General features: G+C 39.3%; 9 protein-coding genes and 1 pseudogene. 3 read left to right on the top strand and 7 right to left on the bottom strand.

The genetic code is table 11. The annotated features are described in order from the left end of the window. The first annotated feature begins 1 nt into the window (after position 1). Together BQ7394_RS15125 and thrC are read left to right on the top strand one after the other, a co-directional pair. The gene (locus tag BQ7394_RS15125; protein ID WP_075558197.1) at positions 2–1,204 is read left to right on the top strand and encodes a cofactor-independent phosphoglycerate mutase; all 1,203 of its coding nucleotides are present in this window, start codon (positions 2–4) and stop codon (positions 1,202–1,204) included. Next, positions 1,201–2,514: a threonine synthase gene (thrC, locus tag BQ7394_RS15130; RefSeq protein ID WP_075558198.1), complete on the top strand. Its 1,314-nt coding sequence runs from the start codon at positions 1,201–1,203 to the stop codon at positions 2,512–2,514. The genes BQ7394_RS15125 and thrC overlap by 4 nt, the downstream gene beginning before the upstream one ends. Before the next feature lie 92 nt (positions 2,515–2,606). Here the strand turns inward: thrC and BQ7394_RS15135 are convergent, their stop codons facing one another. Next, positions 2,607–2,963 (bottom strand): DUF488 domain-containing protein, encoded by a 357-nt coding sequence (locus tag BQ7394_RS15135; protein WP_075558199.1) that lies wholly within the window; start codon positions 2,961–2,963, stop codon positions 2,607–2,609. 147 nt (positions 2,964–3,110) lie between these two features. On the opposite strand from BQ7394_RS15135, the gene BQ7394_RS15140 reads away from it, so the two are divergent. Beyond that, the gene (locus tag BQ7394_RS15140) at positions 3,111–3,524 is read left to right on the top strand and encodes a DUF5856 family protein (RefSeq protein ID WP_075558200.1); all 414 of its coding nucleotides are present in this window, start codon (positions 3,111–3,113) and stop codon (positions 3,522–3,524) included. A 78-nt stretch (positions 3,525–3,602) separates the two neighbouring features. Here the strand turns inward: BQ7394_RS15140 and BQ7394_RS15145 are convergent, their stop codons facing one another. From BQ7394_RS15145 to BQ7394_RS15170, 6 genes and pseudogenes are all read right to left on the bottom strand, one after another. Beyond that, positions 3,603–4,604, bottom strand: coding sequence for a LacI family DNA-binding transcriptional regulator (locus BQ7394_RS15145; protein ID WP_075560052.1), 1,002 nt, complete (start codon positions 4,602–4,604; stop codon positions 3,603–3,605). 42 nt (positions 4,605–4,646) lie between these two features. Continuing rightward, positions 4,647–6,089: a sodium:solute symporter family protein gene (locus BQ7394_RS15150; RefSeq protein ID WP_075558201.1), complete on the bottom strand. Its 1,443-nt coding sequence runs from the start codon at positions 6,087–6,089 to the stop codon at positions 4,647–4,649. A 22-nt stretch (positions 6,090–6,111) separates the two neighbouring features. Continuing rightward, a pseudogene (locus BQ7394_RS15155) lies at positions 6,112–7,771 on the bottom strand (ribulokinase). A gap of 6 nt (positions 7,772–7,777) precedes the next feature. Continuing rightward, positions 7,778–9,691: an FG-GAP repeat domain-containing protein gene (locus BQ7394_RS15160; RefSeq protein ID WP_075558202.1), complete on the bottom strand. Its 1,914-nt coding sequence runs from the start codon at positions 9,689–9,691 to the stop codon at positions 7,778–7,780. A gap of 16 nt (positions 9,692–9,707) precedes the next feature. Next, positions 9,708–10,880 carry a glycoside hydrolase family protein gene (locus BQ7394_RS15165; RefSeq protein ID WP_075558203.1) on the bottom strand — a complete coding sequence of 391 codons (1,173 nt, stop codon included), beginning with the start codon at positions 10,878–10,880 and terminating at the stop codon, positions 9,708–9,710. Between the two features lie 75 nt (positions 10,881–10,955). After that, positions 10,956–12,482 carry a RagB/SusD family nutrient uptake outer membrane protein gene (locus BQ7394_RS15170; RefSeq protein ID WP_075558204.1) on the bottom strand — a complete coding sequence of 509 codons (1,527 nt, stop codon included), beginning with the start codon at positions 12,480–12,482 and terminating at the stop codon, positions 10,956–10,958. Between the last annotated feature and the right edge of the window lie 23 nt (positions 12,483–12,505).

Genomic DNA, 12,505 nt, shown 5'->3' on the forward strand with positions numbered 1-12,505 from the left:
GATGAAAAGTATTATAATTCTGGGAGACGGCATGGCCGACGAACCCATCGAGGCACTTGGAGGCAAGACTCCCATGCAATATGCAGATACTCCCTATATGGACAAGCTGGCCGCAATGGGAGTCACCGGGCAAATGAAAACAGTTGCCGACGGTTTTCATCCGGGCAGCGAAGTTGCCAACATGGCCGTATTGGGATACGACTTACCCAAAGTATACGAAGGACGTGGTGTATTGGAAGCAGCCAGTATCGGTGTCACCCTCCAACCGGGTGAGATGGCGATGCGTTGCAACCTGATCTGTGTGGAAGGAGAAATACTGAAAAACCATTCCGCCGGACATATTCACACCGAAGAAGCCGACGAATTAATACAATTCCTCAACGAGAAACTGGGCTCCGACCGGGTTAAGTTCTATACAGGAGTATCTTATCGCCACCTGCTAGTGATAAAAGGCGGCGATAAAAGACTGGATTGCACGCCCCCGCACGATGTGCCCCTCCATCCTTTCCGTCCTCTGATGGTAAAACCCGAAGTTGCTAAAGCAAAAGAGACAGCCGATCTATTGAACGACCTGATCCTGCAATCACAGGAAATATTAAAGGATCATCCCGTAAACCTCAAACGGATTGCCGCAGGAAAAGATCCGGCCAACAGTATCTGGCCCTGGTCGCCCGGTTATCGTCCTGCCATGCAGACTATGCAGGAAATGTACGGATTTGAAAAAGGCTCCGTTATTTCCGCTGTCGACCTGATCCGTGGTATCGGTGTTTATGCCGGACTCGAGGTGATCAATGTGGAAGGAGCTACCGGTTTATACGACACAAACTATGAGGGCAAAGCGTATGCCGCCCTTGAAGCCCTTAAGACAAACGATTTCGTTTACCTTCACGTAGAAGCCAGCGATGAAGCCGGACACGAAGGAGATGTCGACCTGAAAATAAAAACAATCGAGTATCTTGATAAGCGGGCCATCCGTATTATTTACGAAGAGTTACAGAAATGGAATGAACCGGTCGCCATTGCCGTACTCCCCGATCACCCGACACCTTGCTCGATCCGTACACATACCAACACACCTGTTCCTTTCCTGATCTATAAACCAGGACAGGAACCGGATTCAGTAACTTGTTTCGACGAGTTCTCCGTATTGACAGGAAAGTATGGCGTACTTGAAAAAGATGAATTTATAAAGGAATTATTATGAAATATTACAGCACAAACAAAAAAGCTCCGCTGGCCACCCTCGAAGAAGCCGTAGTGAAAGGTCTGGCGAGCGACAAAGGGTTATACATGCCCGAACATATTACCAGACTGGATGAAGGTACGATCGATAATATGAAGAATCAGTCTTTCCACGAAATAGCCTGTACGGTAGCACAAGCTTTTTTTGGTGAAGATATCGAACCGGAGACTCTGGATGAAATTGTCAAAGACACTTTGTCATTCGAAACTCCGGTAGTACATGTACATGACAATATTTACAGTCTTGAATTGTTCCACGGTCCAACGTTGGCGTTTAAAGATGTCGGCGGTCGTTTTATGGCCCGTCTGTTGGGGTATTTCATCAAAAAGGAAGGCCTGAAAGAAGTCAATGTACTGGTTGCTACTTCCGGAGATACCGGAAGCGCCGTAGCCAACGGATTTCTGGGAGTGCCGGGTATTCATGTGTATGTGCTTTATCCGAAAGGAAAAGTCAGTCCGATCCAGGAATGCCAGTTCACTACATTGGGACAAAACATTACTGCTTTGGAGATAGACGGAACTTTCGACGATTGCCAGGCATTGGTTAAGTCAGCTTTTATGGATGAGGAACTGAACCGTCATATGAAACTGACCTCAGCTAATTCAATCAATGTGGCCCGTTTCCTTCCGCAGTCCTTTTACTATTTCAATGCTTATGCACAATTAGATAAGATTGGTAAAGCCGATAATCTGGTCATTTCTGTTCCCAGCGGTAACTTCGGTAATATCACTGCCGGTATTTTTGCCAACTGGATGGGATTACCCGTTAAACGCTTTATTGCAGCCAACAATCGCAATGATGTATTCCTCAAATACCTGGAAACTGGAGTTTATACTCCGCGTCCTTCAGTTGCTACGATTGCAAATGCGATGGACGTCGGCGATCCGAGTAACTTTGCCCGTATCATGGATCTGTTCGATATCTATGGAGATAAACATCAGGAAATATGCCAACGTATCACCGGCTATCGCTTCACCGACGAAGAGATCGAACAGACAATCAGATATGTATATAAGAACGATGGATATCTACTCGACCCACACGGTGCTTGTGGCTACCAGGCCTTGATACAAAATGCACTTGATGCCGACGAAACCGGTTTATTCCTGGAAACAGCCCATCCGGCTAAATTCAAAGATACAGTCGACCGTATCCTGGAAGCAAATATTAAAATTCCTGCTAAATTGCAGGCATTCATGAAAGGTACGAAACAAAGTATCGAACTAAACAAAGAGTTCGATACATTCAAGTCGTATCTGATGTCAAAATAAAGGACTCCCAATATAATTCTATAAAACAAATGCCATCAGGAATGTCTTTATACACTTTTGATGGCATTTACTTTATTCAAATCACAAAATACTCAAACGACTTTTTCCAAATATTCTTTCAATATCAAAGCATGATTATGATCCGGACTCTTGGCAGCATAAAGCAAAGTAACAATCGGATATTTCTTTATTTCTTCAACAAACTTTTTAACGGCATCCGAACCTGCCAACTCCTTTTTATACAAAGCAGCAAACTGCTCCCATCTCTCATCGGGTGCCTGATGAAACCATTCACGTAACTCCGGAGAAGGTGTTATCGCTTTTTCCCATAAATCATAATGCAGAGCCTCCTTCTTCATTCCCCTTGGCCATAGACGGTCTACCAAAACCCTATAACCATCCGACTCATCAGGATCTTCATAAACTCGTTTTAATTTAATATGTATCATACTCTCATTTGTATATCAGTTCCTTATATAAACAAGATTTATAAACGTATTGTTATCATCAATATTCTTACTCTGTTTTTCCATATTCCAGTAAACATCCCCGACAGCAGTAGTGTTATATACATACAAAACATAAATAAACAAATTATGAGTACAACAGTAAAATCAGAACAAAAAGAAAAAGTAGCTCATACTTCAAATAAAGAGCTTGCAACATTTATTGGAGAACTGTTTTCCTTCAACAGTAGTTTAAAATTATTCCACTGGAGTGTAACCGGAACGGGTAGCTACGCTAAACATATGGCTTTGGATGAAGCCATCGCTTCTTTATTGGATGTGATCGACAGAATTACAGAAACAACATACGCCATGGTTGGTGACATGCAGATTGCAATTCCCGAAACCAAAACTCCGAAGGACATTGTAAAACATGCTACGGATTTCTACAACTATGTAGAAAAACACAGAGATCTGTTTCCCGAAGCATTCTCTCAATCTATTATCGATGATTATCAGGAAGCAATCCAGCAATTGCTTTACAGGTTAATCAGATTGCAGTAATCTATAATTCAATTGTTCTTTTTTTGATATAAATTAAAAAGTTATCTCTTTAAGGAGATAACTTTTTATGTTTTAATCCTATTCTATCATTAATTTGGCTGATAATTTATGAATCAACTTATCATCAGTTTCCTCTTCCTCAATTTGCTTTATTAATAGTTGAGATGCTAATCGTCCCATATCCGCTATTGGCTGATGAATATAAGGAATAAAAACCGGCATGAAATCAAAGGCATCACTTTTATCAAAACAAACAACATGCACGTCTTCTTCTATCCGAAATTTCAAATTCAACAATTGCTTGATTCCAGTCATAGCAATCGTGTTTGTTGCAAAAAGAATGCCATCCATATCTTTCCTTTTTTGAGCCAGCCAGGTTATTGCCCCAATGATATCTTCGTCCATAAATTTATAACGTACTTTTTTTACTAACCCTTCATCATATAAACCGGCATCTTTCAATGCATTAGTGTACCCTCTTTCACGTTCAGCCATATGAGGTTGGTTATTCTCATAAATAAGCAATGCTATTTTCTTACAATGAATATCTATTAAATATCGGGTCGCTTCATGAGCAACCTGATAATTATCAATTAATACACTATTTACTTGCAATGATGGATAATAACGGTCTATCAAAACTAAAGGTATATGGTTATTTACAAGTTGTGCGATATTTTTCTCTCCGAATTCAGTTGGAACAATAATAAATCCATCAACCTGGCGACTTCTTAACAGACTTATCATCCTTTCCATCTGCAAATCACTTTCGTCTGTATTCATTATAATAACAGCATATCCTGCTTTTTCCATTTCTTCCTGCACATAAAAAGCCAATGTACCGAAAAAAGGGTTGGATATATCAGCAACAAGCAGTCCTATCGTCTGTGAACGACCACTTTGCAAACTCATTGCTAACCTGTTCGGCTGATAATTCATTTCATGAGCTACCTTTTTTATCTTTTCAGACATTTCCTTTCCGACACGACCATTTTTATTTTTTCCAGTCAAGACCAGAGATACAGTCGCTGTAGAAACTCCTACAGCTTGAGCTATATCTTTTATAGATATTCTTTTCATACGTTCCATCATAAATTCCATGCAAAGTAACAAAAAATAACTCTATTTACTACCCTGTTTTCCAGCGAATAGAGATAATAAGAACCCTACTAAAAATATTAAAATTGTTCCAAATACAATAGTCAGATAGCTATGGAATACCGTATTATTACCGAAACTCATCCAGGCAATCAGAATAACCCCACAAATAACTCCAACCATCGCATGAATACTCTTTACTCGCTTTGCCATATATCCCAGTAAGAAAAGTCCTAACATTCCTCCGCTAAATATAGCAGCTAAACTCCACCAGGCTTCAAGGGCACTCTGTACAGACATCATAGCCAAGCCTAATCCCATCCCCAGAATACCTAAAATAAAAGAAGTTCCATAAAGAACATACATATTCTGTTTATCCGTCATTTTTCGTTTATGTTGAAAGAAATCTGTCAGAATAATAGTGGCAGAACTATTGATACTGGTTGAAACAGTACTCATACCCGCAGCACAAATAGCAGCAATCAATAGACCTGTAATGCCAGTCGGCAAACCATGAACAATAAAATACGGGAAAACAGCATCATTGGTTATACCTTCAGGAAGTAATTCCGGTGACACTGTATAATAAGCGAACAGAGCAGTTCCTATAAAAAAGAAAAACATACTTACCGGAACATATAGAAGGCCGCCAAATAAAGCAGCAGAGCGTGCACTTTTGTCATCTTTAGCTGTTTTATAACGCTGTACATAATTCTGATCGATACCATAATTCTGCAAATTGATAAAAAGACCATACACCAATGTTACCCAGAAAGTAGTAGTACTCAACTCTGGTCCAAAACTACCTAATGAGAATTTATCATATTCCATCGCAATAGAAAACAATTGTGAAGGGCCTTCTGGCATAGAAAACAATAAAACCAATACGCAAGCCAGTGCTCCGGCAATCAAAACGATACCTTGTATAGCATCTGTCCATATTACAGCTGTTATCCCGCCTAACACAGAATAAATAACCACACAAAGTCCGGAAACAACAATAATAACCGGTATACTCCAGCCTAACATAGAGTGCAACGGCAAAGCCATTAAATACAAAACAGAGCCGATCCTGGCCACCTGTGTCAATAAATAGCAACAGGATGCATATACCCTGGCCCAATATCCGAATCTTTCTTCTAAATAACTATAGGCAGATATACTACTGATATTCCGATAAAAAGGGACAAAGTATTTAGCTGCTATCCAGGAGGCTATTGGAATAGACAAACTGAATACAAACGGATTCCAGTTTCCCATATAAGCATTCCCTGGCAATGCCAGAAAGCTGATACTACTGACATAGGTTGCAAAGATGGACATCCCCACCACCCAGGCAGGTAATCTACCTCCAGCAGATGTATATTCGTTCGAATTCCTGTTTTTAGAAAAAAACGAGCATCCAAATAGTAAAGTCCCTGCCATAAAGGCAAAGAAAACGATAAAGTCGAGTATTGATAGTTCCATGGTATTTCTATAATAATTTACATCATAATCTTGTTTCTATAAAATTGCCCAAATCTAAATATTTTTGATACAGAGATAAATACTGGCGGTGTTTCTCCTCATCCGGAGTATATTGAATAGTAAAACCTTTTCCCATAATCAGCTGGGCCTTTTCTACTTTTGGGTAGACTCCGGCTACAACAGCAGCAAACATGGCTGCTCCCAAAGCACAAGTTTGTTCGGAACGGGCAACTTTAATAGGCATATTCAATACATTAGCCAACGTTTGCATTATGAAAGGAGATTTTAAAGAGATCCCTCCAATCGCTGTTATGTTCTCAATCTTCACATGTTGCCTCAAAAAACAATCCACAATTGATTTTGAACCGAAAGCTGTGGCTTCAACTAAGGATTTAAAAAGTAACGGTGCAGAAGTACCCAACGTCAAACCGGAAATAAGTCCGGTTACATTCTGGTTGGCATCAGGCGTACGCCGTCCATTCAACCAATCAACAGAAACAGGTACACTTTCACTGACCGGTATTTTTTCTGCTTCTTCTGTCAATAATGGTAATATCTTGTTATCCAGCAACTGGATAAGATTTTCAGCATCTCTGTTATCACAGACTGACGGCAGCAGAGTCTCCAAAGGCCACAACAACAAATCTTTAAACCAGGCATATACATCACCGAACGCCGACTGTCCGGCTTCCAATCCAACCATTCCGGGCACTACAGAGCCGTCAACCTGTCCGCAAATTCCAGAGATCTGAGAGTCTTTTATCTCATCATAAGGAGAAACCATAACATCACAAGTAGATGTCCCCATCACCCTAACAAATGTTTTTTCTGATATTTCGGCTCCAACAGCTCCCATATGACAGTCGAGAGCCCCTACACCTACCACCACCCGAGTAGACAATCCCAAACGATCAGCCCATTCTTCCGACAAATATCCAGCACAAGTATCACTCGTATAAGTGGAATGATATAGATGTCCGTTGAATAAGTCTAACAAAGGATCTAACGCGGTAAGAAAGTCAAAAGAAGGCAATCCCCCCCCATTTTTCACACCACATCGCTTTATGCCCTGCTGCACAGCGACTACGATAAATCTTTCCCGGAAGAATGTTTCCTGTTAACAAAGCTGGCATCCAATCACAATGCTCAACCCAACTATAAGCAGACTTCCGTATTGCCGGATCAACACGAAGTATATGTAGCATTTTAGCCCACACCCATTCGGCAGAATAAGTACTTCCACTATACGCTGTATAATCTATTTTCCAACGTTTAGCCAATTCATTTATCTCACTAGCTTCCTTTACAGCCGTATGATCTTTCCATAGAACAAACATGGCATTAGGATTGTCTGAAAACTCGGGTAACAAAGATAAAGGAGTTCCGTTCCTATCCAACAGTACGGGAGTAGATCCAGTCGTATCAATAGCTATGCCAACTACATTACAGGCAGTACCTTCCGGACAAATACTCAAAGTTTGCCTGATAGCCAACTCCATACTTTCTATATAGTCCAACGGATGTTGGCGATACTGATTTACAGCAGGATTACAATAGAGTCCTCTCTTCCACCGGGGATAAAACTCAACAGCAGAAGCCAATTCTTCTCCAGTAAATACATCTACCAGTAATGTTCGGCAGGAATCAGTACCAAAATCGATACCTATTACATATTTATTCATAACAACTTATTTTTTCTTATTTGGATTTGTAAATAAATAAAGATGACCATCTTCTGCTCCAACTAATACATCTTTTATCCCATCTTTATTCCAATCCGAAACAGTCGGGCAAGTTGTGTGTCCGGCTAGCTTCTTTTCTCCCAGATCACCTCTGTCGATATAATAGACCTGTCCGTTTTCTTCTTTGACATTTTCCAGAAAAGCAATGTTTTTACTATTTATTATAATATCCAGATCTCCGTCACCATCCCAGTCTACAAAACACAATTTTCTACGTCCAGATCCTCCTGCTTGTTTATCGCTCAATCTTAAAAGTTCTGTCTTATCCGGCTGTATCTGATAGAAAATACGCTTACCAGGTTTCAACCAAAGCTCATTTCCTCTTTTAAACCGCTCATAAAAACATAAATACCCTTCGTGATCCAACATAACCAGATCCATTAATCCATCTTTATTCCAATCGATAGCAAACGCAGAGGTACGCCATTGAGTAACCAAATCCGTAGAACCCGGATTCCACCAGTTCCATATTGGCTTTTGAGGGATATTCCCCCAATCTACCTTCATTTTAAACGGTCCCTGAAGACAGGTTAAATCCCCTGTATTTTTATACCAAAGAATTTCTCCCCAAATAGAATTAATAATTATATCCGGTCGACCATCACAATCCCAGTCGGCTACGGTTGGTACTGTATACCCCCATTTTGCTTCACATGGCCCCTGTATCGAACCATTTTCTCCGGCCATTATCCTTATTTTCTCATTGTTTGCTTTAAAAAAAACCGGAGCAGCCCATACCGGATTTTCGCCACCTGTAAGATTTTCGATAAAAGCTAAATCACCGGCAGAATTTCCGACAATCAAATCTTCGTCTCCATCACCGTCCCAATCTATACTGTATGGTGTTACCAAAGCTCCAAACTTTAAATTATCAGCTTTCTGTTTTAAATAAACCGGAGATTCGAAAACAGGCATACAATCTTTGACTTTTCCTGTATTTTTTATAAATGCAATTCTTCCATCTTCTTCACCTGCCAGAATATCAACATGTCCATCCCCGTCAAAATCAATAGCTACCGGCACAAACATTTCCAATGTTATTTTAATTAATCCTTTATCATTTTCCAAATAACGGCCTTCTGTAAATACCGGTTTTTCACGAGTACCGATATTTTCATACCAAGTTAATTTATCAACAAACTCACCACATATAATATCCTGATCACCGTCACCATCAAAATCGAACATCATCGGACAAGGATATCCGTATGCATCGATCGGTTTGGCACCAGCATTCAACCGTCCTTTATTGACATATTTTCCATTTTGATTTTCCAGTAGATAAACATATCCATGCAACGGACCATTTTTCCAGTTTCCTTCAGCATCAAATGCATTATCCCAACCATAATCACTCCATTCATCGATACCGACCAAAATGTCCCAATCGCCATCATTGTCATAGTCAACATAACTCCATTTATTACTTCGGCTCTTTTTAATATCCATAGCCGGGTTTACATCGACATTTATATCTACAATTTCTGAAAATAGATTATTTATAAAGTCTTTATATTCACCACCCGGCTTCAAGACATGTAGTTTATTTTCTTTATAAGAAGGATAAATAGTATTCATTCCTTCTCCAATCTTCACCGGTTTATCGAATAATGGATCATTCTTTGTTCCGATATTTTTGTAAAAATAGAGTCCTTTATTAGGAGCAGAAGTACAGGAAACCAATATATCTAATAACCCGTCACTGTCATAATCAACAGGAATAGGTATAGGCCACAATCCAACTTCTAAATCGACAATCAAATCAGGATTGTTATATTTTATAATTGAGAAATCTTTAATTTCCCCATACAATGTAATTCCTGTAAACAAGAATATGAAAAGGAAGTTTATGCATTTCATACCACACTATTTTATATTAATCAATTCGCTCTTCTAATAGTTTTCTAAAATCTTTGATTCGATGAAAAGTCAGATAATTTGCATCATGATTGTTATGTGCCCCACCCGTTTCATCATCAAAAGCCGTACGGGAAAGGAAAATAATATCATCTCCTTCAAATAACCACTCCACATATTGAAAACCATGTTTTTTCACCTCCGGATGTTCCAGAACAATTTTGTGAATAGTCCAGTTTCTCAAATCTGTAGAACTACACAGAGCTTGTGTATTACGAATACTTCCTGGATTACTTCCTTTAAACTCTGGTTTAACGTAGTTACTTAACATCCAATACCGCTTCGATTTTTCATCATAACGAATAGTAAACTTTTTACTTCCTCCCGGAAGTTTTACAAATCCTGTTTCCGGATCAAAAGTCGCTTTCTTTCCATCTTTACTGATATTTACTATTGCGGCATATTCCTCATCCTTACCAGGTACATCTACTCTTAGTATATCAAGCATTTCTCCTTTAGGTCCAACAACTGCATTACCTTCCAACCATGCATTAAAAGTACCATCCAAATACGTTGAGTCATACATTAAATAATTAGTTTTACGCCAATTATTCGCGTCCAGCAAGTCTGAATTGACCGATGCAGAGATCATCATTGCACTATATCGTTGCCCCCACTTTGTTGTAGGTGCTGTTGCATATTCTAAAGCTCTCCATATCCGCCCATTATGAATGGCCATAGGCATAGGTGCCGTATGATACTCTCCCGGTAAAATCAATCCGTTTTTTGAATGATAAGGAATTGTCCAGGAATATCCTCCATCATCAGAACGACGGATATTAAAATTTCCATGATGTTTATTCGGTCCCATGATATAAACAATACCATTATGTACAAATAAATTTGACCAGAACTGGCCATCTATAGTTGAAATCTGTCTCCAGCTTTCACCATGATCTTTAGATAAAAAGATGCGAGTCTGCGCAGAACGAAATTCCGACGATTTAGGACCGAACTCATCGTGTGAAGCTAAATAGCTACCATCCGGCAATATACACATCCCCGGTGATCCGATATACTTCCCTGTTTCTTTTGATATATGACTCACAACTACACCCGGAGGATTCTGGGCAAAGCATATACAATTCAAACAAACCAAAAGGGAGATAATAAAATATTTAAGATGTTTCATATATAATATTTTTATGGTTTAGAAAAAAGAGCAGTCTTCACCAGCTTGTTAAACTGCTCTTTATTACACATTGATCTATTTCAGCCATTCAGAATGCTGAACCAAATTCTTAGCCTTATCAATTGCAGACTGAGGAATCGGCCATACATAATGTTTGTTAGGATTAAATACTCTTGTCTCAATAATCTTAAGAGGGAGAACTCCAGGTATTTCATAGCTTACAATTTCTTTATTCAATACCTTCTCTGCAATTCTCCAACGCAAAATATCATAATAACGTAAGCCCTCTCCCGCTAATTCAACACGACGTTCATTCCTGATAAAATCTCTCAATTTTTCTTTCGTATTATATCTGTTTCTATCCACAACCGGCATACCTGCTCTTTTCCGGATTTGATCCAATGCATCATAAATTGAGGTGTCAGGTCCGGAAGCCTCATTTTTAGCTTCTGCATACATTAATAAAACATCTGCATAACGGAATATAATCCAATTTACCCACATAGAACGTTGTTGAGTATACATATCGCCTATATATTTTCTAAAATAGACATAAGTTTTTGCAGCAAGTCCGTCATGTTGGTTATTAATCGGATCATAGGTTACACCTGCAAACGTTTCAAAGGGGAGAATAAAGTTCATTTTAAAACGAGGATCTCTATTTTCCCAGGGGTTCTGAGAATCGAACAAGGGAGATTCCGTTATTGGCAAACCATCAGAACATTCATAAGAATTTACCAGATCCGGTAACGGCATAGATAAACTGGAACCACCGATCGTATAAAATCCGTGTGCGAAACACATTGTGTGGGTTTCCAGATTTTCTGCATATTGGCGAGCCAGAATAACTTCCTTAGTCTGATTATTAAATGCTGTAAGAAACAGCTCCTCATAATTCGGATGCAATTCATAAGCATTCAAGTCCATAACCCCCTTAGCTGCTTCTGCCGCTTCGCTCCATCGTTCATTATATAATAATACACGGGATTTCAGAGCCAGAGCAGCCCCTTTAGTCGCACGACCAGCATCTGAAGCAGGCCAGGATACAGGAAGTTCCTCTATTGCTAAATTCAATTGTTCAAGCAAATATTTCAAGATTTCTTCTTTTGGAGACTTTTCAATATCACTTTCTTCCATAGACAACACCGTAGTAACCAACGGTACATCCCGATATAAAGTGATCATCTCAAAATAACGCATCGCAATAATAAAACGGGCCTGTCCTGCTAAATTATTTTTCTGTTCTGCAGTCAGATTGGGTATAATTTCAAGTTTATTCAATAGTTCCAGACAATGGCGGATATAGGTATATCCCCACTTATAAGAAACAATATTCGTAGTCGATTCAAAAGTTCCGTTAGCTACCAGATTACAGTTTCCACGTCCAGGTCCGGCACTATTATCACTCATCGGTTCAAAAGAATAATCCTGCCAACCGGGTAAATCTTTATATGCATTATTTACCCACATTTCAGCCCGGTCATACGAAGTCCAGAATGTTGCATCGGATGGGTTTGCCAAAGGCGGTGTTTCTAAAAAATCAGAGCAAGACATCAAGCTCAATCCGATACCCAGCAAATATATTTTATTCAAAAGTTTCATATCTGTATTATATTTAGGTTATA

This window comes from Parabacteroides timonensis (assembly GCF_900128505.1).
In the GTDB taxonomy this organism is placed as follows: Bacteria; Bacteroidota; Bacteroidia; order Bacteroidales; family Tannerellaceae; genus Parabacteroides; species Parabacteroides timonensis.

Coding starts and splice junctions, on each gene's coding strand:
- BQ7394_RS15125 (WP_075558197.1), top strand. CDS start 2: ATGAAAAGTATTATAATTCTGGGAGACGGCATGGCCGACGAACCCATC.
- thrC (WP_075558198.1), top strand. CDS start 1,201: ATGAAATATTACAGCACAAACAAAAAAGCTCCGCTGGCCACCCTCGAA.
- BQ7394_RS15135 (WP_075558199.1), bottom strand. CDS start 2,963: ATGATACATATTAAATTAAAACGAGTTTATGAAGATCCTGATGAGTCG.
- BQ7394_RS15140 (WP_075558200.1), top strand. CDS start 3,111: ATGAGTACAACAGTAAAATCAGAACAAAAAGAAAAAGTAGCTCATACT.
- BQ7394_RS15145 (WP_075560052.1), bottom strand. CDS start 4,604: ATGAAAAGAATATCTATAAAAGATATAGCTCAAGCTGTAGGAGTTTCT.
- BQ7394_RS15150 (WP_075558201.1), bottom strand. CDS start 6,089: ATGGAACTATCAATACTCGACTTTATCGTTTTCTTTGCCTTTATGGCA.
- BQ7394_RS15160 (WP_075558202.1), bottom strand. CDS start 9,691: ATGAAATGCATAAACTTCCTTTTCATATTCTTGTTTACAGGAATTACA.
- BQ7394_RS15165 (WP_075558203.1), bottom strand. CDS start 10,880: ATGAAACATCTTAAATATTTTATTATCTCCCTTTTGGTTTGTTTGAAT.
- BQ7394_RS15170 (WP_075558204.1), bottom strand. CDS start 12,482: ATGAAACTTTTGAATAAAATATATTTGCTGGGTATCGGATTGAGCTTG.